Origin of the sequence: Salinisphaera japonica YTM-1 (genome assembly GCF_003788585.1) — a bacterium.
In the GTDB taxonomy this organism is placed as follows: Bacteria; Pseudomonadota; Gammaproteobacteria; order Nevskiales; family Salinisphaeraceae; genus Salinisphaera; species Salinisphaera japonica.
Genome location: NZ_AYKG01000001.1, coordinates 176,481 through 196,293, shown reverse-complemented (window position 1 = coordinate 196,293; position 19,813 = coordinate 176,481). Strand labels below are relative to the sequence as shown.

Here is a 19,813-nt window from a genome sequence, read left to right as displayed (position 1 = left end):
ACACGAGTGATCGTCACGACTGTGCTTACCAGCCTGATTCTGGTTGTCGCCATGAGCCTGGCCGCCTGGTTCGTGATGGATCGTCTGGCGAGTGAGACGACACCGATGCCTGCGGCCGCGCCGATCGCAGCACCGTCGCCCACGCCGGCCGGGCGGTTCTATCACTTGCCGGTGGATCACGAGCTGGCCTGGGCCGCCGCCGGCGGGCTCGACAAGGCAGGGCTCGCACCGAGGCCTACGCCGCCGACGATGCCGGCCGTGCGGATCACCCGCATTCGCGTGCCCGCGCCGGTCGATGTCGATTTCGCGGATATGGATCTCGTCTATCCGGGCGCTGCGGATAGTGCGACGCCCTCGGCCGAGGGCGCCGATCAGGATCAGGAACAGGCGATCAGCCAGCAGCTCAACCCGAATATCGACGACTGGCGCCCGCGTACCGACGACGAGGATCTGTTCAACAACAGCACCGGCATGCGGGGCTTCATGACCCAGAGCTGGATCAACGAAAGCGTCGGTATCCAGGGCGGGCTGGCTATTCCCAGCGAGCGAACCCGTAACGAAAACGAAAGCCTGAGCGATCAGATGGCCGTGGGCATGGGCGTGCTGTTCGCGTTCTGAGTCAGCCGGGCCGGGGCGGCAGAGTCTGCCAATCCGGCGCGCGGGGTGTCGCGAGATCGTATGACGATAGCCTCTATACTGCGCCCGTCATTTCTGCCCGGATTCTGCGATGATTCTTCATCACTTCGATGCCTCGCCCTTTTCAGAAAAAGTGCGGATCGCGCTGGGTATCAAGGGCGTGTCCTGGCAATCGGTCAAGGTGCCACGCATTCTGCCTAAACCGGACCTGATGCCGCTGACCGGGGGCTATCGACGCACGCCGGTGGCCCAGATCGGGCGCGATATCTATGCTGATACGCGCTTGATTCTGGCCGAACTGGAGGCTCGCCACACCACGCCGGCGCTCTACCCGCCGGCGCAGGCGGCGAGCATCGCGGCCCTCGAGCAGCTGGGCGATCAGGTGCTGTTCCTGGCCGCGATTCCGCTGCTGCTATCCGAACCCGGCCAGGTGGCGCTGGAGCGCGCGCTGGGGGCGGTGGGGCTGGCTGCGTTTCGTGCTGATCGCGCCGCGCTGTTCGAGCAGGGCCGTATCGGTGCGCCCACCGCGGATTTCTCGGCCGCGCACTGGCACCCGTCGATGGCGGCACTCGAGGCCCAGCTTCAGGACCGGGCGTATCTTTTGGGCGATGCGCCCACGGCCGCCGACTGCGCGATCTATCACCCGGTGTGGTATGTGCGCGGCAACCCCGGCGTTGCCGAGGCCGTGACGCGTTATCCGCGCGTGGCGGCCTGGGCCAATCGCATGCAGGCGCTTGGCCACGCCACGGCCGAAGAGATCAGCAGCGGCGATGCGTTGGCCCAGGCCGCTGCCGCAAACGGTTTCGAGCCGCTGACAGCGACCATCGACCCGGACAGCGGGCTGACCATGAACCAGTCGGTCCATGTGGCGGCCACCGACTACGGCGGCGATAGCGTGGCCGGCCGGCTGGTTCACCTCAGTCAGGGGCGTGTCGTCATCGAGCGCGACGCCCCCGATCTGGGTGTCTTGCGCAATCATTTCCCGCGCGCCGGATTTTCCGTGACGCCGGGGGATGGCGCAGACGCTCCGGCCTCGGTTTACTAGGCCCGCATATACGCCCAGCCGTCGCGCTGGCGCTGGGCGATATAGAGCACGGCGGCCTTGACCCGGGCCAGTTCGGGATCGGCCTCGAGATCGTTGTTGGCCAGGGTGTTGGCACACACACGCAGCAGGCGATCCGTATCGTGCGGGCTGGCCAGGGCCGCGGCGACAGCCGGGCCGTTAATCACGATCTCCACCGCGGCCGCGGGCTCGGCGCGCAGCAGGTTGCTGGCATTACTACGGGCGCGGGCCAGCGCGCCTTCGGTGGGGGCGTGGATCAGCAGGCGCAGGGTGTCGTCGGCGGTTTCAATCATAGCGAGTCGGCGATGTCGCGTGCCAGCGCGCGGAAATCCGCGGCCGTGCGATCACGGGGGCGGGTACAGGCAATGGTTTCGCGGCGCACGATGGCCGCCGGGGCGCCGCGCATGACGATGACGCGATCAGCCAGGTAGGTGGCTTCCTCAATATCGTGGGTCACGAACAAGACAGCCATGCCGATCCGGCGCCAGATCGTCAGCAGCTCGTCCTGCAGACGCGAGCGCGTCAGCGCATCCACGGCCGAAAACGGCTCGTCCATCAGCAACAGCCGCGGGTGCACGGCCAGTGCGCGCGCCAGGCCGATACGCTGGGCCTGGCCGCCGGAAATGGCGTGCGGCCAGCGTCGGCGATAAGCACTCATATCGGTCAGCTCGAGCACTTCATCGATCCGCTCGCGCCGCTGTTTTTTCGACAGCCCCAGCCCGGTCAGGCCGTAATCGATATTGGCATCGATCCGGCGCCAGGGCAGCAGGCGTGTGTCCTGAAACACAAAAGCGCGATCACGGCTGCCACGCGAAGCAGCCGGTGCGATAGACAGCTGACCGCCGCTGGGCGCGATCACCCCGGCGACGTTTCTAAGCAGCGTGGATTTGCCCACTCCCGAGCCGCCGACCAGGGCCACGAATTCGCCGTCGGCAATCGACAGATCGATATCGGAAAACACCGGGGTTTCGATGTCGGGGTAGGCAAAGTGCAGCCCCTGGATCGTGAGCAGATCGTTGCCGCTCATGGCCGCCACCGCAGTACCCGATTCTGTATCAGTGCGAAGGCACCGTCGGACAGCGAATAGATCAACGATATCGCCAGCATATAAACCACGACCGCGTCATAGGCGCCAACACCGGCCGCCGAGTTCATCTGTTGGCCCATGCCCGGCACGCCGAGCAGCTCGGCGGCGATCAGCGTCATCCAGGCCTGGCCCACGCCCGTGCGCATGCCCGAGAGAATCCCCGGGGCCGCGCCGGGCAGCGTGACCGTGGTCACACGGGCCACGAAACCGCCGTGGCCGAAGGCACGGGCCAGCTCGTAGAAGCGCGGATCCACCCCGGCCACGCCGGCGGCCGTGGCGAAGTAATTGACCCAGAACACGCCGATGGAAATGACGAACGCCGCGCCGGCATGGCTGACCTGAAACCAGGCAATCGCGAACACCACCCAGGCCAGCGGCGGAATCGGGCGCAGAATACGCGCCAGCACGTGATGAACATCATCGAAAGCCGGCGACGTGGCCGCCAGAAGCCCCACCGTGAAACCGGCGACCGTGCCCACGGCCAGGCCCCAGACATAATGGATCAGGCTCGAGCCCAGAGCCGGCAGCAGATGGCCGCTGGTGTACTCGGCCACCAGCGCGGCCGGAATCGAAAACGGATCCGGCAGGGTGCCCGGCGGCGCCCAGGCGAAGACGAACGCACATTTCCACAGCGCTATGAAGGCCGCCAGCCCGGCCACGCCGAGTGCGATGCGGCGCAGACGGCTGACGGGTGTTTTGCTGGCCGCAGCGCCGGCGGTTCGAGATCCACGTCGCGCCATACGGGGCTAGTTGGCCAGCGCCGGTTCGCCGTGGCCGGGCCCATCAGAGCCCGCGACGGCGTCGAAGAACGAGGTATCGAACAGCGCGTCGATATCCAGATCGCCGGTTAGCGTGCCTTGTTCGCGCTGGAAGTCGTACATCCGATTGGTGGCATCGATGATGCGATGCGGATCCGCCACGAAATGATCCTTCGAGTGGGCCACTGCGGTTTGAATGATCTCGCGTGGCAGCCGCCCGCCGCCGACATGCTTGGCGACAGCCGACACCGCGGCCTCGTCACCCGCGTTCAGTGCTTTCGTGGCATCGATCTGTGCGGCCACCAGGCGTTTGACCACGTCCGGGTGGGCCGACAGGTAATCCGCACGTACGGCCATGACCGCGCCCGGCTGGTTTTCAAACAACTCGCCCCCGCTTGCGATCACGCGGGCGGCATCACTGCGCGACTGCACGATCGAGACCACGGGTTCCAGGATGGCCGCGCCGTCCACGGCGCCGGTCAGCAGCGATTGCTGCACTTGCGAGGCGCCCTGATAGACCATCTGCAGGGCAGAAGCATCGATACCCAGGGTGTTGACCCGCCAGTAATCGAACACCGTTTGCGGCACCGAGCCGATGGGAAAAGTCGATATCTTGGCCTTGCGGCCTTCGGCTTTGGCAAAACGCGCGAAGGCGGTATCCGCCGGGCCGTTTTCAAAATACCCGGCCAGCGGGGCCAGGGCGACAAAGCTGATCTGCTCGACGATATTGGCCGCGACCACGCGGATATCGGCACCTTTACCCCGCGCGACCATCGTCGGCCCGATGCCGAAGTAGGCAATATCCAGCTGCCCGGAGGCCAGGGCCTGAACCATGGCCGGGCCGTTCTGGAACGACACGAGATCCGGCTCGATGCCGGCCTTGTCGAGACGGCCGTTTTCCAGGTTCACGAACAGTTGGGCATCCGGCAGGATCGGCATATAACCGATCTGAGTGGCCACGCGCGGCGCGTCGTTGCGGTTGGCAGACGCGTTGTCGTCGGTCTCGCCGCAGCCAGCCAGGCTCGCCAGGCTCGCCAGCGTGGCCAACAGCAGGCCGGCCGTCAGCCAGTTCGACAGCCGGCGGCCCGGCGAGCATGGATGCGAAAACGACCGTTTTGAAAAAGCCATGAACGACTCGATGGTCAAGGACCGTCCCCGCCCGGCCCGTAGCGTGGCGGGATATTGCCACAGGCGGTGCCTGAGTTCATGGGTCGGCGGGGCCGAATACAGGAACCGGCCCGGCCACGATAGGCTCTGCGAATCTTAAGTGCATGTTTAATAGGGGATAACGACAGCCACGGTTTGCGCTTGAGAAGCCTTGGCGCGCGGCGTATGGTGCGGCGCGGTGGTTGTGATGCCCGTGCATGCGGATCGATCAAGCTAACCTATCGAATTGCGGTTCGACTCATCCAAATCAATATGAAAACCGGACGATGGTCCGGGGGCCTGTCGTATGTGGTTACGTAATCTCTGTGTCTTTCTGGGGACGAGCGACCTGGGTCTGACGGCCGCCGGGCTCGATGACGCGCTCGGCGAGGCGCTGTGCCCGCCCTGTGGTGATCAGACGGTCTCGGTGGGCGGTTTCGTGCCGCCGTTGAAGGGCGAACACGCCATGACGCACGTCGTGGATGGCCTGGCCGTTTGCTGTTACCAGACGATCTCGCGCGTGTTGCCCGGCCCGGTCGTGGCCGAGGAAGTCGCCGAGCGCGTGGAAGCCATCGAGGCCAAGGAGGACCGCAAGGTCAGCCGGCGCGAAAAAGCCGACCTCAAGGACGAGGTTCACTTCGAGCTGTTGCCGCGCGCCTTCACACGCGCCAAGCGCACCACGATCATCGTGGACATGCGCGCCAGCCGCGTCTGGGTGGACGCGTCGTCGGAAAACACGGCCGAAGAAGTCGTGGCGGCCCTGCGCGAGGCACTCGGCAGCCTGCCGGTCAAGCGCGCCGAGCCCACGATCGGTGTGGCCGGCGAACTCTCGCGCTGGGTGACCGAGCCCGGTGCTTTGCCCAACGGCTTCGAGCTCGGCGATCGCTGCCTGCTGGAAACCACCGACGAAACCAAGGCCAGCCTGCGCATCACGGCGATGGATCTGCAGCAGGATGAGATCTGTGCGCATCTGGCCTCGGGCATGCAGGCGACCAAGCTCAACGTGGCGGTCGACGACGCGCTGGAGTTCGACGTCGACGAAAACCTCGATCTCAAACGGATTCGCCCGCTCGACCTGATCCAGGAGGATCTGGACTCGGTCGATGCCGACGACGCGGTGGCCGAGCTGACCGCACGTATCGCGCTGCAGGGCGAGGCGATTCGCGGCGTGCTTGACCGGCTGTATACACACTTCGGTGTGGCCGGCGAGTGCTCCACACAAGCCGCCTGATCGCGGGTGTCGCGTGTCTTTTGATACGACCGAGGCCAATCGCCAGACCGCCATCTTCGACGATCACGACGAGCTGTGGCTGTTTGGCTACGGCTCGCTGATCTACAAGGCCGGTTTTGACTATATCGAGCGCGCCCCGGCCACCATCGAAGGCTGGGTGCGGCGCTACTGGCAGGGCTCACACGATCATCGCGGGACGCCGGAGGCGCCGGGGCGCGTGGTCACGCTCGTCGAAGCCCCGGGTGAAACCTGTCTGGGCATGGCGTATCGCGTGACCCCGGCCGTGTTCGATTATCTCGATCATCGTGAAAAGAACGGCTATCTGCGCTTCGCGCAAGCCATGACGTTTGCCGACGGGCATACCGAAAAAGGCCTGGTTTATATCGCCACGCCCGACAACGCGGCCTGGCTGGGCGAGGCACGAATCGAGGCCATCGCCGCGCAGGTCGCGGCTTCAACCGGGCCGAGCGGGCCCAATCGGGACTATGTGCTCAATTTGGCCGACGCGCTCGCCGCGCTGGACGCAAAAGACGCGCATTGCTATCTAGTGGCCGATCGAACCAGGGCATTGATCGACAATCAATCGCCGTGACGCGGATTGCGCTATCACTGTTCCAGATGTTTTTTGAACGTCTCGAAGCCGGTGGCGCTCTGTTCTGCTTTTGACCAACGTTCGATTTCTGCTAGATCGACGTTATCTTGCTGACGCGTAATACAAACCGCCTGTAAGAGCGCTTGGCGATCTTTCCAGTGGTAAAACGCAGCAAGCCGGTCTTTGACTGATTGCGTCGGCGTCAAAATTTGCAGGTCGCCGTATTGCGTACGTAGACATGCCCACGAGCGCACTAATTCATCGCCCACAGCCAGCGGCCACGCAGGGAATTCCACTAGATAGGCGCTGTCTGCTGACTCGAACAGCCGCCGAGAGCGCCCGGGCTTGAACCCTAACGTAGCGAGAACGGACCTGAGCTCGCGGTGGCCTGCTGCGGTAACGAAGTCCAAATCTTTTGAGACATAGGCAGCGTCCGAGTAGATCTGGACGGCCGCGCCGCCGGATAGAACGGCTTCAATACCCGCTGCTGCCAATGCCTGGGACACGGTTGCAGCGAGAGCGGTAATGTCGTCTGCCGCGTTCATTCATCGATTGGTTCGAGGCGTTTAGCCGCGTTTCGCGGCCGACGGCGTTGCATGGAAAGTGCAGCCTGCTGGCTGCTCGGCAACATCGAAAACGCATCGGAAAGAAACACACGAAGCGAGGCTACCAGCGGATTACGCGGATTCCATGTATACACCCGTGCGCGGCCGAAGACTTGGCTCACGAGGTATCCTGCCTCGGCGAACTTAGCAAGTTGGCGGTTGACGGGGGTCACCGGCAGACCACAGGCGCGAGCGATCTCACGCCCATAGCCGCGATCTTGTTCGTTCAGGTAGAGCAGCACTTTTTCAGCGGTTTGTCCGCCCAATAATAGCTCGAGCATTAAGCATCCGTTTGAACCCTATTTGAGTCTATTTGACCTCATATAGGGTTCAATAGCAAAGCCGCGTACTCAGTTCGTCTCCAGCGCCAGCTCGATCGCCTGACTGACCTCGCCGATATACCGGATATCCAAGGCTTCGCGGATATTGTCGGGAATATCGTCTTCGTCGCGGGCGTTGCGCTCGGGCAGCAGCACGGTCTTGATGCCGGCTTGATGCGCGGCCAGCGTCTTTTCCTTCACGCCGCCGATGGGCAGCACTTGCCCGCGCAGGCTGATTTCGCCGGTCATGGCGACATCGTTTTTCACCTTGCGATCGGTCAGCAGTGAGACCAGCGCGGTGTAGAGCGCCACGCCGGCGCTGGGGCCGTCTTTCTTGATGGCCCCGGCGGGCACGTGGATATGGATATCCGACTTGTCCAGGCGTTCCTGCTCGATGCCCAGCGTCTCGGCCCGTGCCTTGACCAGTGACAGGGCCGCCTGGGCGGATTCACGCATGACATCACCCAGCTGGCCGGTGATCGTCAGCTTGCCGTTGCCGGGTGAGCGCGAGACCTCGACGAACAGGATATCGCCGCCGGCCGGGGTCCAGGCCAGGCCCGTGACCACGCCGGCCACGCTCGTGCGCAGGGCGACTTCATCATCCACGCGCTTGGCGCCGATGATGGCCTTGAGGTCATCGGGCTCGATCAGGCCCGGGCCGGGCTCGCCCTCGGCGATCTTGACGGCGGCATGCCGGGCGATGGCACCGATCTGGCGCTCGAAGTTACGCAGGCCCGCCTCGCGGGTGTAGCCGGCGATGATCGTATCCAGCGCGGCATCGGAAATATCGACCTGTTCGCGGGTCACGCCCGACTGTTCCAGCTGGCGATCCACGAGATACCGCTTGGCGATCTGTTTCTTTTCCTCGCGCGTGTAGCCCGGCACTTCGATGACTTCCATGCGATCGCGCAGCGGGCCGGGAATGGTGTCCAGCACGTTGGCCGTGGCGATGAACATCACCTTCGACAGATCGAACGGCGTGCCCAGATAGTGATCGTTGAAGGTATCGTTCTGCGACGGGTCCAGCACCTCGAGCAGGGCCGAGGCCGGATCGCCGTGGGCGGAGGCGCCGAGCTTGTCCATCTCATCCAGCATGAACACCGGGTTGCGCGTGCCGGCTTTCTTGATCTGGCTGATGATCGAGCCCGGCATGGCGCCTACATAGGTTCGTCGATGCCCGCGAATCTCGGATTCATCGTGCACGCCGCCAAGGGCCGCGCGCACGAACTCACGGTTCATGGCCCGCGCGATCGAGCGGCCCAGCGAGGTCTTGCCCACGCCCGGCGGGCCGACGAAACACAGGATGGGTGCCTTGCCCTCGGGGTTGAGCTTGTGCACGGCCAGATGCTCAAGGATACGGCGCTTGATCTTGTCCAGGCCGTAGTGATCCGCGTCCAGAATCGCGCGCGACTCTTTGATATCGATGGCGTCGGTGGAGAGCTCGGCCCAGGGCAACTCGGCCATCAGTTCGAGGTAGGTGCGCACCATCGAGTACTCGGCCGAGGACTCGGACATGCGCTCCAGGCGTTTGAGCTCGCGCGTGGTCTGCTCGGCCGCGTCCTCGGGCAGATTGGCCTTGTCCAGGGCTTCGCGCAGACGCTCGGCCTCCTCGGCCACGCTGTCGTCCTCGCCGAGCTCGCGCTGGATCGAGCGCATCTGCTCGCGCAGCATCGCCTTGCGCTGATGCTCGGACATCCGGTCCTGCGTCTGCTTGTTGATGTCCTGCGACAGACGCATCACCTCAAGCCGATAGTCCATGAACGACTGGACCAGCTCCAGGCGGGCATCCAGCGCCACGGTCTCCAGAATCTGTTGTTTTTCCTTGGCCTTGAGGCCGAGATAACCCGCGGTGGCGTCTGCCAGCAGCGCCGCCGAGTCGATCGCGCGGATGGCGTTGGCCAGTTCCCGCGAGGGCTGATCCATCAATTCGATGGCCTCCAGCGCTCGCGTGCGCAGGTTCGACATGCGGGCATCGATCTGTTTGTCGCCCTCAGCGGCCGGCTCGTCGATCCAGATGATCTTCGCGCTCAGCGCGCCGGTTTCATCCTCGATGAACTCGCGCACCTTGAAGCGCGACACGCCCTGGCACACCAGATGATGCGCGCCGTCGTTGCCGGTCACATAGCGCAGGATGTTCACCACCGTGCCAAAACGATGCAGGCCGTTTGGGCTGTTCATCTCCGGGCTTTGAGCGTCTCCGAGCAGCAGGCCGACCGGTTCATCCGCGTGCATGGCTTTCTGGGCGGCGTTGATATTGGCCTGGCGGTTGAGCACCACGGGCATGACCAGCTCGGGAAACATCACGGTTTCGGTCATGGGCAGCACCCGGATGGTTTCCGGGCGCGAGGCCTGCTGGCGGTTATAGACCAGCGTCGTGCTCGGGCCTTCGATGGTCTCACCCGGCTCGGGGCGCGCGGGCTCGTCGACGCGTGCGTTCGTGTCTTGTTCGCTCATGGAATACTCGAGATTTAGCGCTTGGACAGGGTCAGATATAGACAGCCGTCCTTGAGTTCATGGCCGGCGATGGCCAGCCGCGGCCAGGGCAGGGTCACGGCGCGTTCGAAATGACCGTGCGGGATCTCCAGCCGGTGCAGAACCGCTTCCTGGCCGGGGGTGGGCACCCGCCGATCGCCGGCGACGAACAGCGTATCGCCGCGGACTTCCAGCTCGGTCAACGTGGCGTTCGAGACGCCCGGCAGGGCTACGATCACGTAGAGCGCGTCCTGGGTTTCGAACAGATCCACCGGCGGCTCCCACTGACGCCGCGGCCGCGGGGTTGCCCGCTTGAAGAACTGTTTCTGCAAGCGATCGGCGCGCTCCTGGCGCGCCACTGCTTCGGCCCACATCCAGCTGTCGAGATCGTCCGTGGCCATGAAATCATTGGGCTAGTTGAAAGCAATGCGTTGAACATAGAGCCGCGTGAGGCCGGGATCAACCGCCGGGCCGCTACAAGCCGAACAACCAGACAACGATCGGAATCAGGATTGCAGTCAGGGCGCCGTTCAGGCCCATTGCCAGGCCCGAAAATGCACCGGCCCGGTCGCTGTGCTCGAAGGCCCGGGCGGTGCCGATACCGTGCGAGCCCACGCCAAGCGCGAAGCCCTTGGCCACCGGGTCGCGCAGACCCAGGGCCTTGAGCAGGGGTATACCGATCGCGGCCCCCACGATGCCGGTCAGGATGACGAATACGGCCGTCAGGCTCGGGCTGCCGCCGATCTGGTCGGAAATGCCCATGGCGATCGGCGTGGTCACGGATTTGGGCAGCATAGAGACGAGCATCTCGCCGTGCAGGCCAAGTGCTGCGCCGATGGCCAGTGCCGACAGGATTGCGGTCAACGAACCCACGCTCAGTGCGATGGTGATCGGCAGCCACAGACGCTTGAGCGTGGCCGCCTCGGCGGCCAGGGGAACGGCCAGGGCGACGGTCGCCGGGCCAAGCAGAAAACTGATGAACTGCGCGCCGTCGAAATATTCGTCGTAGGGCGTGCCGGTGGCCAGCAGCAGAATCACGATCGCGATCACGCTGACGAGCACCGGGTTCAAGAGCGGAAACTCACCGGCCATGCGATAGATCTGTTGGCACAACCAGAAGATGCCGACGGTGACCGTGAGCCAGAGCAGGGGCTGTTCTTCGAGATAGACCCAGATTTCGGCAATTGAATGCATGGCTAGCCCCGGCTGCGCGCAGCGCGCGGCATCAACAGATGCAGCACGAAGCCGGTGACCACGATCGCGATCACAGCACTGGCAATCAACGTGATCGAGAGTGCGACCCATTGATCGGCCACGGCTTTCAGATAAGTCACCACGCCGACGCCGGCGGGCACGAACAGCAGGGCCAGATTACGCAGCAGCGCGCGTGTCGTGGCCTCGAACGCCGTAGGCGTGGCCCCGCGCCAGAGTAGATAAGCAAACAACAGCAGCATGCCGACCACCGGGCCGGGAAACGGCAGCCCGGTGAAACGGATGATGATGGTGCCGATGAGCTGCAACACGAGCAGCGCGGCGATCGAGGCAATCATGACAGGCCCGGCATGAAAATGACGGGCCTATTATGCCGGGCGACACGCCGGCCGCCGAGCGCGTCACGCCGGCCGGCGTGCGCCGATCAGTCGAAGTAGCTGAACGTCTGGCCGGTCTTGATGGATTTCACCGTCTCGTGAATCAGACGGATGACGTTCTCCACGTCGCGACGTTGGACCATTTCCACCGTGGTATGCATATAACGCAGCGCCAGGGCGATGAGCGCGGAGGGCACGCCGCCGTTGCTATAAGCAAAGGCATCGGTATCGGTGCCGGTGGCCGGCGAGCGGGCCTGACGCTGGAACGGGATATCGTGCTGCTCGGCCACGGCGATCAAGTGCTCGCGCAGTTTGTTCTGTACCGACGGTGCGAAGGCGATAACCGGGCCATCGCCAATCTTGGTGCGCCCGTGGGTGGTCTGCTCGATCATCGGGGTGGTGGTGTCGTGGGTGACGTCCGTGATGATCGCCACATCCGGCTTGATGCGATCGGCGATCATCTGCGCGCCTTTCAGGCCCACTTCTTCCTGTACCGAGTTGACGATATACAACCCGAAATCCGGACGCTCACCGGCCTCGTGCATCAAACGCGCGACCTCGGCGATCATGAACCCGCCGATGCGATTATCCACCGCGCGGCAGACGAACTTGTCGCCGGCCAGGGTCATGAACTCGTCCGGGTAGGTGATCACACACCCCGGATAGATACCCATCGCGTGGACTTCTTCTTTCGAGTCCGCGCCGACATCGACGAAAATATTGTCCTTGGTGGGCGTCTTTTCTTTTGCCGGGTTACGGGTATGAATGGCCGGCCAGCCGAACACGCCGGTCACCGGGCCGTCCTGGGTATGGATATGTACGGCCTTGGAGGTCGCGATCTGGTGATCCGAGCCGCCGTTGCGCATCACATAGATCAGGCCGTTATCGGTGACGAAGTTCACATACCAGCCGATCTCGTCGGCATGGCCCTCGATGACGACCTTGTACTCGGCATCCGGATTGATCACGCCCACGGCCGTGCCATAGGCATCGGTGATGAAGGTGTCGACATACGGGCGCAGATAATCCATCCACAGCTTCTGGCCGGACGATTCATAACCGGTCGGCGCGGCGTTGTTGAGATAACGCTCGAGAAACTCAAGAGAGTCGGCGGTCAGGATAGAAGCGACGTCAGTCATGGCATACCTTGCGATTAAAAGCGCCCGTCAACGACGGGCCAATACATGACGGGTATTGTCTGCTTCGCCCGGCGGTGCGACAAGCACTGGCGAAGTCGGACCTGGCGCGCCATCATCCCCGCGCCGCCTGTACTGCCAATGAGCGCCATGAAACCTGTCAAACGCCTGCAAGATTTGCGCGCAAGCCTTGGCCCGGGGCTGCTTCTGGCTGCCGCGGCGATCGGCGTATCGCACCTGATTCAGGCCACGCGGGCCGGCGCGGATTATGGCCTGGGGCTTTTGTGGGCGGTGTTGCTGGTCAATCTGTTCAAGTATCCGTTTCTGGAGTACGGGCCGCGCTATGCCGCGGCCACCGGCCGCTCGATGCTGGATGGATACTGGGCGCTCTCGCGCTATGCGTTGGGCATCTATTTCGTGTTTACGGTGGGCACGATGTTCGCCATTCAGGCCGCACTCGCGCTGGTGACCGCCAATCTGGCGATCGCCATGACAGGGCTCCCCGGCTCGCCGCTGGTCTGGGCGGCCGGGCTGCTTGGCCTGTCGGCCGCGATTCTGTTTCGTGGCCGTTACGATATTCTCGATGGTGCCGTGAAGTGGATCGTGGCCGTGCTGGCGACCTGTACGCTGGTAGCGGTGGTGGCGGCCGGCGTTCACGGCCCGGCCGGCGACTGGTCCAGCGCCCCCGCTACGGCCTGGTGGTCGGCCGGGGGCATTGCTTTCGTCATTGCCCTGATGGGCTGGATGCCGATTCCGATCGATGCCGCGGCCTGGCATTCGCTGTGGACGCTCGAGCGCGCGCGCCAGACCGGCCACGTACCGAGCCTGTCGCACGCCCGGCTGGACTTCAATATCGGCTATATCGGCACTTGCATACTGGCCGTGGGCTTTCTATTGCTCGGCGCGCTGGTGATGTACGCCACCGATACGCCGTTTTCAGACAACGGCGCGGCTTTTGCCGAGCAGCTGATCGGGCTGTACACACAGACGCTCGGCGCCTGGGCCTGGCCGGTCATCGCCGGCTGTGCCTTCACCGCCATGTTCTCCACGCTTTTGACCGTGCTGGACGCGCATCCGCGGGTCATGCGCCACATGATCGGCCAGTTCGCCGGCCGGCCGACACTACAGACGCACATCGGTCTCTATCGTGGGCTGTTGCTGGTGATTCCGGCATGCTCGCTGCTCGTGCTCTATGGTCTGGGCAGCCGGTTCACGGTCATGATCGATCTCGCCACGACATTATCGTTTCTGACCGCCCCGATACTGGCCTGGCTGAACTATCGACTGGTGACCTCGGCCCAGGTGCCGGCCAATGCGCGCCCCGGCCCGGCCATGCGTTGGCTGAGCCGGGCAGGGCTGGTCTTTCTAAGCGCGTTTGCCCTGATCTATGCGGGCTGGCGTTTACTTGGCTAAACGCGCGCCGCGCTGTCGATCAATCAATTTCGTTGCACTGCAACAGCTCGCGCCCGGTGCTGTTGCCGGCGTTGTGGGCATACAGCGTGGCACTGGCCCTTGGGCCCGAGCCCTTGGTCCACCATTCATAGCTATGGCCGACATAGCGCGCGCCGTCGGCGGCCACGGCAACGTGCATGGCGCGTTTCTTGCCGTCGTAGGCCACGACCGCGGTCTGGACGTCGGGATAACGCACGCTGATCATTTCGCCCGTATTGCACTCGTAGCGACGCGTCAGGCTGTCGCGGCCGGTTTGCCCGGCCTCGGTAAGCTCCGGCTCGGGTGTGCCGGACAACGAGCCGCCGATGGCCGGCGAGGCCGATTCGGTCGAGCCGGCCGGCTGCGGCAGGGTGCTCGGCGCACAGGCGGCAAGAATCGCGCCGGCGACGAGACAGCTTGTCAGGCAGGTAGAAATACGGATTACAGATGGCGTCATGACAGCACTCACGAGATAGAACAAATTAGAAGGTCGGCCTGGTCAGCCGGGCCGATGCATCTGGAAGCGCTGATCGGCCGAGATTTCGAAGTAATCCGCCGGCCCCCCGGCGCGCAGAATCGGGCGCGCGGCTGCGGTGTCGTAGATCCCGTCGACCAGCAGATGTGTCGCAATATAGACGCCAACGACTTCACCAAAGACCATCCAGGTATCGGTCTGATCGCCGTCGGCTCCGGTCAGGCGCAGCACCTGGCTGACCCGGCATTCGAAAGACACCGGGGCCTCAGCCACGCGCGGGACACTGATGACGCGTGAGGCCGCCGGGGTGAGCCCGGCCAGCTCGAACTCATCGACGCTGGCTTCAACCGCCGCGCAGCTCTCATTCATCGGTTCGGCCAGATCACGCGTTGCCAGATTCCAGCAGAATTCGCCGGTGGCTTCGATATTGGCCACTGAATCCTTGTAGCCCACGCTAGCAAAGCCGACGATCGGCGGCGTGTAGTTGAAGGCATTGAAAAAGCTGTAAGGCGCCAGGTTGTAAGTGCCATCGGCGGCGACCGACGAGATCCAGCCGATCGGGCGCGGGGCGACCAGCGCGTTGAACGGATCGTGCGGCAGACCGTGCCCGGCAGCCGGCTCGTAAAAATGAAAATCGTGGCTCATGTCGCAATCGGCAAACAATCTGTAGACAACACTTTAGGGCCTGTTGCCGTTTCATGCGAGCGCCGCTTTCGTCGAGAGTCCGAAGTGTGTCCTGCAAGGCGCGAGTCGCGGCTCTGGCTGTGCCACGATCAAGACTCGCCAGCGCCACGGCGCCCATCTTCAATTTTTAGGGGCGGCCCAACCCTTCGGCACAAGCGCCCCAAAATTAACGATACGTCGGCAATACAACGTTCTAGCCCACTGACGCAGAATGACTGCGCGGCGTGGGCTACGCCTCGTCTTGCCGCCCATAGTCAATTCCATGGCGCGCTTGGCGCGGGCCCGCGTGATACGGCAACAGGCCCTAAAGGCTCGGCCCGTCGCCTGCCTATGACTTGTTACGCCGCCCGCTGCGCAGCGAGGCTTCGGTCAGGTCGATATCTGCCAGGATACGGCGCATGGTGATGTCGTTGATATTGCCCTCGTAGCGCAGCCGGTAGAGTGCGTCGCGTTCGGCGGCAAGGGCGGCCAGGCGCAGGCTACGTTCCATGGTGAAACCACGCCGGGCACGCTGTTTGTCCTCGGCGTCGGAATCCGGATCCAGCCACGGCTGATAGGCCGCCATGATGCGCCCGGCCACTTCGGAGTACAACGAGGCCTCGTCTTCGTCGTCGGCTTCTTCACGGCGTTGCTCGCGCATGTTATCCAGCCGGCGGATCGCCGATCGGGCAGCCTCGGCCCGGGCATGACGTTCCTCGACGGCGCGCGGGTCATCCTCGGGCAGCTCGATGCCGCGCAGCAGCAGGGGAAGCGCGAACGTCGCCAGCAGCAGCGAGGCCATAATCACGCACACAGCAAAATAGATCAGTAATCCGCGGGCGGGGAATCCGCTGGCCTCGCCCGCGGCGATCGGCAACGACAGCACGGCCGCCAGCGTGATCGCCCCGCGCACCCCGGCGACCGTAGTCGCTGCGACCACGCGGCTCGATGCGCGCCGGATGCGTTCACCGCGTCGGTGGGCCCGCCAGACCACGAGCTTGAGCAGCGCGCCGACCCATACGTACCGAATTGCCAACAGCAGCGCGAATAGCGCCAGCGGATAGGCCACGATCTCGAGTTGGGACAGATTCATGCTCAGGCGCGCGTTGTCGGCCAGCGAGAGAATTGCCGGTATCTGCTGGCCCAGCAGCACAAAGATCAAGCCGTTGAACACGAACTCGATCATCGGCCACATGCCGCGCGACTGCATGCGTGTGTTCAGCTCGCCCTTGAGCGTATCCAGGCTGTTCAGCGTCATGCCGGCCGCCACCGCGGCCAGAATACCCGACACCCCCAGATGCTCGGCCAGCAGATAAGCCGCGAACGGCAACAGCACCAGCAGCGTGACGTGGCTGGCCGGGTCATCGCCGCGCCACTGCGTCATGAGCTGGCGTACCTGGGCGAAGACCCAAGCGATCGCCACGCCGATGGCCAGGCCGCCGCCGCCGATAAGAACGAAACTCAAGCCCGCCTGGCTAATCGAGAATGTGCCCGTGAGGGTGGCGGCGATCGCAAAACGCAGCGCGACCAGCCCTGACGCATCGTTCATCAGGGCCTCGCCCTGGAGAATATGCATCAGCCGCGGCGGGATGGACGCCCCGCCGGTGATCGCCGAGACCGCGACCGCATCGGTTGGCGACAGCACGGCCCCCAGAGCAAAGCCCGCGGCCAACGGAATCGCCGGAATCAGCCAGTGGATGAAAAACCCCACGCCGGCCACCGTGACCATGACCAGGCCAAGTGCGAGTGCCGTGATCGGCATCGCCAGATGCCGAAACTCACGCCGTGGCATCCGCCAGCCGTCGATGAACAGCAGCGGCGGCACGAACAGCACGAAAAAGATCTCCGGGTCGAGTGCCACATGCACCCCGAAACTCGGCACGGCCAGCCCGGCCCCGAGCGCGATCTGGACCAGCGGGCGTGGCAGATGAAACGGCAACACGCCGATCATCACGCCGGATATCGCCACGGCGAACAACAGAATGAGACTGGTCAGAACGATCGTCATCGGCGCGGGGTCGTCGCGAATGCGTGCGAGCGAGAGCCTACCGCATGGATCGCGCGCTGGGCAGGTGCCCGTGTGTTGTTCATCATGGCAACACTTGCGCAACGACGTGCCGATTGATGACCGAACTCTATCGCTGGGCTGATCTGACCGGCCCGGAGCTGGCCGCGCTGGCCACGAGGGATCCCGTGGCCGTGCTGCCGGTGGCCGCGATCGAACAACACGGCCCGCATCTGCCGCTGGATACCGATGTCGTCATCGGTGCCGGGCTGATCGAGGCCGCCGGGCGCGGCTATCCCGAGCGTAGGGCCCCGATCATCGTGTTGCCCGTGATGAGCTTGGGCGCCAGTCTTGAACACACCGGCTTCGCCGGCACGCTGAGCCTGTCGGGCGAACAGGCCATGACTCAGCTGCGCGCCTACGGGGCCGGCGTCGCCGGCGCCGGCATCAAGCGCCTGGTGATCTTCAACAGCCACGGCGGCAACAAGGCCGCCATCGATATGGCAGCCCTGCAGCTGCGACACGATCACGGCCTGCTGGTGGTCAAGGCCAGCTATTTTCGTTTCGCGCCGCCGGCCGACACGCTGGCCGCGAGCGAACTGGCCCACGGCCTGCATGGCGGGGCACTGGAAACCGCGATGATGCTGCACCTGGCGCCGGCACGCGTTCGCCGTGATGCGCTGGCCGATTTTCCGAGCTACGGCGCCGAGCGTGCAGCAGCCGGCGCCACACTCGGCCCGGAAGGCGATGCCGGCTTCGCCTGGCGCGCCGAAGACCTGAACCCTCAGGGCGTGACCGGCAACGCCGCGAGTGCCACCGCCGAACAAGGCGAGCGCTTAGTCGAAACCTTCGGGCAACGCCTCGCCCAGATCTGGCACGAGACCGCCGTGTTTGACTTATCCCGGCTGGGCTCCGAAAGCCAATCTTTTAAAACGACTGCCGATGAACGCAAATAAACGCGAATGAATACAGACGGTTATCCGCAGATTTACGCAGATTGGCGCAGATGAAAAAGATGATTGCCGCGCTGAAAAGCGGATGGGTGATTGTGATTTCAGTGCTCGATAACAGCGCCGCCCCATTTGTCTTTAATCTGCGCTAATCGGCGTGAATCTGCGGATTGTCTTTTCAAGAGACCGCCGAGTTTGACCTATCCTGAATAGGCGCCGGAGGCCAATCTTTTAAAACGTGCGCTAATGAACGCGAATAAGGGCGAATGAATACAGACCGTTACCCGCAGATTGGCGCCGATGAAAAAGATGATTTGGGGCGCTGAAAAGCGGATGGGCGATTGTGATTTCAGTGCTCGATAACAGCGCCGCCCCATCTGTCTTTAATCTGCGCTAATCGGCGTGAATCTGCGGATTGTCTTCTTTCTTTCTGTTTTCCATTTGCGCTTATTCGCGTTCATTGGCGGACGATTATTAAAGAACGGCCCGGTGAGCACCTATTTGCTCACGGGCACATCGTCCGGCTCGGCCAGGATGGCGTCGAGCCAGTGGCCGGCGCGGGTGGCCTTGGTGGCCAGGTAGCGTCGGTTCTGGTCGGTGAGTGGGCCGAAGACACTGCTGCGCCCGGCGACATCGATGGGCTTCTGGTTCATCGCATCGAGCTTGGCCGGGTTGTTGGTCAGCAGGTCGATGTGTTCGACGGCCAGCTGGGCCAGCATTTCACGCGCCACGGTGTAGTCGCGCTCGTCCTTGCCAAAGCCCAGCACCTGATCGGCATCGACTGTATCCAGGCCTTCATCCTGCATCTGATAGGCCCGCATCTTGTTGGCCAGACCGATGCCGCGGCCCTCCTGGGCCAGATACAACAGTACGCCGCCGCCGCGCTCGGCGATGGCGGCCACGCTGGCACGCAGCTGGGGCCCGCAGTCGCAGCGCAGCGAACCGAACAAATCGCCGGTCAGGCAGGCCGAATGCAGGCGTACTGGCACCGGATCGGCCCATTGCATGTCGTCGCCGATGAGGATCGCGATGTGTTCACGCAGGCCATCCGGTTCGCGAAAGACGACGAAGCGCGAGCGTTCGGCCGTTTCCAGCGGTACGTCGGCCTCGCTCACACGTCGCAGCAACGAGGGGACGGCATCGTAGTGCAGGGCTACATCGGCGGCCGTAACCGCCAGAATATCGTTGACCGTGACCCGGCGGCGCAGTTCGTCGGCCATGCGCTCCGAGGGCGCAGCCACGACAGCCGCCGGCACTAACAGACTACGACGCATCAAATGCAGGCCGGCGGCATCCCCGGCTGACAGCGGCTCAAGCGGACGGGCTTGATCCAGCGTGGCCGAGGGCGCGCATGCCAGTTCGATGATGGCCTCACGGCTGTCGCGCGTTGCATCAAGCACCAAGGCGCCGGCCGTATCACGCTGCGTGTGGCCCAGGCGTGCCAGGCGATGATCGGTCAACACCAGGCGCGGCGCCTCGGCTGCACCGTCGAAAAGTTTGGCAAGCAGCGTGCTGTCCAGGCCTTCGACCGGGGCCACGAGACGATTGCCCTCATCGGATTCGATGAGTACGGGCACACCGCGGCGCAGATCGAAAATGGCACGCTCGACATGATGCATGTAACAGTCCTTGCTCGGCCCGCGCGAAAAATGGC

The 19,813-nt window shown here is 64.0% G+C and carries 21 protein-coding genes; 6 read left to right on the top strand and 15 right to left on the bottom strand.

The window, feature by feature from the left end:
• Positions 1 to 6: 6 nt before the first annotated feature.
• Both SAJA_RS00975 and SAJA_RS00970 read left to right on the top strand, forming a co-directional pair.
• Positions 7 to 618, top strand: coding sequence for a hypothetical protein (locus tag SAJA_RS00975; RefSeq protein ID WP_123656776.1), 612 nt, complete (start codon positions 7 to 9; stop codon positions 616 to 618).
• A 109-nt stretch (positions 619 to 727) separates the two neighbouring features.
• Positions 728 to 1,681 (top strand): glutathione S-transferase family protein, encoded by a 954-nt coding sequence (locus SAJA_RS00970; protein WP_123656775.1) that lies wholly within the window; start codon positions 728 to 730, stop codon positions 1,679 to 1,681.
• Here the strand turns inward: SAJA_RS00970 and SAJA_RS00965 are convergent.
• The 4 genes from SAJA_RS00965 to SAJA_RS00950 are packed head-to-tail and all read right to left on the bottom strand — an operon-like array spanning position 1,678 to position 4,672.
• Entirely contained in the window at positions 1,678 to 1,992 is a 315-nt protein-coding gene (locus SAJA_RS00965) for a DsrE family protein (RefSeq protein ID WP_123656774.1), read from the bottom strand. The two genes, SAJA_RS00970 and SAJA_RS00965, sit on opposite strands and share 4 nt — an antisense overlap.
• A complete protein-coding gene (locus tag SAJA_RS00960; RefSeq protein ID WP_123656773.1) occupies positions 1,989 to 2,726 on the bottom strand; it encodes an ABC transporter ATP-binding protein in 738 nt (245 codons plus the stop codon). The genes SAJA_RS00965 and SAJA_RS00960 overlap by 4 nt, the downstream gene beginning before the upstream one ends.
• Positions 2,723 to 3,526, bottom strand: a complete 804-nt coding sequence (locus SAJA_RS00955) for an ABC transporter permease (protein ID WP_123656772.1) — start codon at positions 3,524 to 3,526, stop codon at positions 2,723 to 2,725. Before SAJA_RS00955 ends, SAJA_RS00960 begins: the two co-directional genes overlap by 4 nt.
• 6 nt (positions 3,527 to 3,532) lie before the next feature.
• Positions 3,533 to 4,672: an ABC transporter substrate-binding protein gene (locus tag SAJA_RS00950; protein WP_123656771.1), complete on the bottom strand. Its 1,140-nt coding sequence runs from the start codon at positions 4,670 to 4,672 to the stop codon at positions 3,533 to 3,535.
• A gap of 325 nt (positions 4,673 to 4,997) precedes the next feature.
• Here SAJA_RS00950 and SAJA_RS00945 point away from each other — a divergent pair, with 325 nt between their 5' ends.
• Positions 4,998 to 5,921 carry a recombination-associated protein RdgC gene (locus SAJA_RS00945; protein WP_123656770.1) on the top strand — a complete coding sequence of 308 codons (924 nt, stop codon included), beginning with the start codon at positions 4,998 to 5,000 and terminating at the stop codon, positions 5,919 to 5,921.
• Between the two features lie 13 nt (positions 5,922 to 5,934).
• On the top strand, positions 5,935 to 6,513 hold the full coding sequence (locus tag SAJA_RS00940; protein WP_123656769.1) for a gamma-glutamylcyclotransferase: 579 nt from the start codon (positions 5,935 to 5,937) through the stop codon (positions 6,511 to 6,513).
• Between the two features lie 14 nt (positions 6,514 to 6,527).
• Here the strand turns inward: SAJA_RS00940 and SAJA_RS00935 are convergent, their stop codons facing one another.
• The 7 genes from SAJA_RS00935 to SAJA_RS00905 all read right to left on the bottom strand — a co-directional run bounded on the left by SAJA_RS00935 (position 6,528) and on the right by SAJA_RS00905 (position 12,638).
• Positions 6,528 to 7,058: a hypothetical protein gene (locus SAJA_RS00935; protein WP_123656768.1), complete on the bottom strand. Its 531-nt coding sequence runs from the start codon at positions 7,056 to 7,058 to the stop codon at positions 6,528 to 6,530.
• Complete coding sequence (locus tag SAJA_RS00930; RefSeq protein WP_123656767.1) at positions 7,055 to 7,399, bottom strand: winged helix-turn-helix domain-containing protein; 345 nt, start codon at positions 7,397 to 7,399, stop codon at positions 7,055 to 7,057. Before SAJA_RS00930 ends, SAJA_RS00935 begins: the two co-directional genes overlap by 4 nt.
• A 69-nt stretch (positions 7,400 to 7,468) precedes the next feature.
• Entirely contained in the window at positions 7,469 to 9,892 is a 2,424-nt protein-coding gene (gene lon, locus SAJA_RS00925) for an endopeptidase La (protein WP_123656766.1), read from the bottom strand.
• A 14-nt stretch (positions 9,893 to 9,906) separates the two neighbouring features.
• Entirely contained in the window at positions 9,907 to 10,311 is a 405-nt protein-coding gene (locus SAJA_RS00920) for an Hsp20/alpha crystallin family protein (RefSeq protein WP_123656765.1), read from the bottom strand.
• A 73-nt stretch (positions 10,312 to 10,384) separates the two neighbouring features.
• Entirely contained in the window at positions 10,385 to 11,104 is a 720-nt protein-coding gene (locus SAJA_RS00915; RefSeq protein ID WP_123656764.1) for an LrgB family protein, read from the bottom strand.
• A gap of 2 nt (positions 11,105 to 11,106) precedes the next feature.
• Positions 11,107 to 11,460: a CidA/LrgA family protein gene (locus SAJA_RS00910; protein WP_123656763.1), complete on the bottom strand. Its 354-nt coding sequence runs from the start codon at positions 11,458 to 11,460 to the stop codon at positions 11,107 to 11,109.
• Between the two features lie 86 nt (positions 11,461 to 11,546).
• Positions 11,547 to 12,638: a M42 family metallopeptidase gene (locus tag SAJA_RS00905; RefSeq protein ID WP_123656762.1), complete on the bottom strand. Its 1,092-nt coding sequence runs from the start codon at positions 12,636 to 12,638 to the stop codon at positions 11,547 to 11,549.
• Positions 12,639 to 12,785: 147 nt separating this feature from the next.
• Between SAJA_RS00905 and SAJA_RS00900 the strand changes: the two genes are divergently transcribed.
• The gene (locus SAJA_RS00900) at positions 12,786 to 14,048 is read left to right on the top strand and encodes an NRAMP family divalent metal transporter (RefSeq protein WP_123656761.1); all 1,263 of its coding nucleotides are present in this window, start codon (positions 12,786 to 12,788) and stop codon (positions 14,046 to 14,048) included.
• A gap of 19 nt (positions 14,049 to 14,067) precedes the next feature.
• Here the strand turns inward: SAJA_RS00900 and SAJA_RS00895 are convergent, their stop codons facing one another.
• The 3 genes from SAJA_RS00895 to SAJA_RS00885 all read right to left on the bottom strand — a co-directional run bounded on the left by SAJA_RS00895 (position 14,068) and on the right by SAJA_RS00885 (position 17,212).
• Positions 14,068 to 14,523: an MliC family protein gene (locus SAJA_RS00895; RefSeq protein ID WP_123656760.1), complete on the bottom strand. Its 456-nt coding sequence runs from the start codon at positions 14,521 to 14,523 to the stop codon at positions 14,068 to 14,070.
• A gap of 42 nt (positions 14,524 to 14,565) precedes the next feature.
• Positions 14,566 to 15,186, bottom strand: coding sequence for a flavin reductase family protein (locus SAJA_RS00890; protein WP_123656759.1), 621 nt, complete (start codon positions 15,184 to 15,186; stop codon positions 14,566 to 14,568).
• 367 nt (positions 15,187 to 15,553) lie between these two features.
• Positions 15,554 to 17,212: a Na+/H+ antiporter gene (locus SAJA_RS00885; RefSeq protein ID WP_123656758.1), complete on the bottom strand. Its 1,659-nt coding sequence runs from the start codon at positions 17,210 to 17,212 to the stop codon at positions 15,554 to 15,556.
• A gap of 116 nt (positions 17,213 to 17,328) precedes the next feature.
• On the opposite strand from SAJA_RS00885, the gene SAJA_RS00880 reads away from it, so the two are divergent.
• A complete protein-coding gene (locus tag SAJA_RS00880; protein WP_123656757.1) occupies positions 17,329 to 18,165 on the top strand; it encodes a creatininase family protein in 837 nt (278 codons plus the stop codon).
• Positions 18,166 to 18,656: 491 nt separating this feature from the next.
• On the opposite strand, the gene ribA is transcribed toward SAJA_RS00880, so the two are convergent.
• Positions 18,657 to 19,778 carry a GTP cyclohydrolase II RibA gene (ribA, locus tag SAJA_RS00875; protein ID WP_123656756.1) on the bottom strand — a complete coding sequence of 374 codons (1,122 nt, stop codon included), beginning with the start codon at positions 19,776 to 19,778 and terminating at the stop codon, positions 18,657 to 18,659.
• Positions 19,779 to 19,813 lie beyond the last annotated feature (35 nt).

What these genes read in the sequence shown, in the direction of transcription:
- SAJA_RS00900 (WP_123656761.1), top strand. Translation starts at nt 12,786, where the DNA reads ATGAAACCTGTCAAACGCCTGCAAGATTTGCGCGCAAGCCTTGGCCCG.
- SAJA_RS00895 (WP_123656760.1), bottom strand. Translation starts at nt 14,523, where the DNA reads ATGACGCCATCTGTAATCCGTATTTCTACCTGCCTGACAAGCTGTCTC.
- SAJA_RS00915 (WP_123656764.1), bottom strand. Translation starts at nt 11,104, where the DNA reads ATGCATTCAATTGCCGAAATCTGGGTCTATCTCGAAGAACAGCCCCTG.
- SAJA_RS00935 (WP_123656768.1), bottom strand. Translation starts at nt 7,058, where the DNA reads ATGAACGCGGCAGACGACATTACCGCTCTCGCTGCAACCGTGTCCCAG.
- SAJA_RS00920 (WP_123656765.1), bottom strand. Translation starts at nt 10,311, where the DNA reads ATGGCCACGGACGATCTCGACAGCTGGATGTGGGCCGAAGCAGTGGCG.
- SAJA_RS00930 (WP_123656767.1), bottom strand. Translation starts at nt 7,399, where the DNA reads ATGCTCGAGCTATTATTGGGCGGACAAACCGCTGAAAAAGTGCTGCTC.
- SAJA_RS00965 (WP_123656774.1), bottom strand. Translation starts at nt 1,992, where the DNA reads ATGATTGAAACCGCCGACGACACCCTGCGCCTGCTGATCCACGCCCCC.
- ribA (WP_123656756.1), bottom strand. Translation starts at nt 19,778, where the DNA reads ATGCATCATGTCGAGCGTGCCATTTTCGATCTGCGCCGCGGTGTGCCC.
- SAJA_RS00955 (WP_123656772.1), bottom strand. Translation starts at nt 3,526, where the DNA reads ATGGCGCGACGTGGATCTCGAACCGCCGGCGCTGCGGCCAGCAAAACA.
- SAJA_RS00885 (WP_123656758.1), bottom strand. Translation starts at nt 17,212, where the DNA reads ATGACGATCGTTCTGACCAGTCTCATTCTGTTGTTCGCCGTGGCGATA.
- SAJA_RS00905 (WP_123656762.1), bottom strand. Translation starts at nt 12,638, where the DNA reads ATGACTGACGTCGCTTCTATCCTGACCGCCGACTCTCTTGAGTTTCTC.
- SAJA_RS00910 (WP_123656763.1), bottom strand. Translation starts at nt 11,460, where the DNA reads ATGATTGCCTCGATCGCCGCGCTGCTCGTGTTGCAGCTCATCGGCACC.
- SAJA_RS00880 (WP_123656757.1), top strand. Translation starts at nt 17,329, where the DNA reads ATGACCGAACTCTATCGCTGGGCTGATCTGACCGGCCCGGAGCTGGCC.
- SAJA_RS00950 (WP_123656771.1), bottom strand. Translation starts at nt 4,672, where the DNA reads ATGGCTTTTTCAAAACGGTCGTTTTCGCATCCATGCTCGCCGGGCCGC.
- SAJA_RS00970 (WP_123656775.1), top strand. Translation starts at nt 728, where the DNA reads ATGATTCTTCATCACTTCGATGCCTCGCCCTTTTCAGAAAAAGTGCGG.
- SAJA_RS00960 (WP_123656773.1), bottom strand. Translation starts at nt 2,726, where the DNA reads ATGAGCGGCAACGATCTGCTCACGATCCAGGGGCTGCACTTTGCCTAC.
- lon (WP_123656766.1), bottom strand. Translation starts at nt 9,892, where the DNA reads ATGAGCGAACAAGACACGAACGCACGCGTCGACGAGCCCGCGCGCCCC.
- SAJA_RS00945 (WP_123656770.1), top strand. Translation starts at nt 4,998, where the DNA reads ATGTGGTTACGTAATCTCTGTGTCTTTCTGGGGACGAGCGACCTGGGT.
- SAJA_RS00890 (WP_123656759.1), bottom strand. Translation starts at nt 15,186, where the DNA reads ATGAGCCACGATTTTCATTTTTACGAGCCGGCTGCCGGGCACGGTCTG.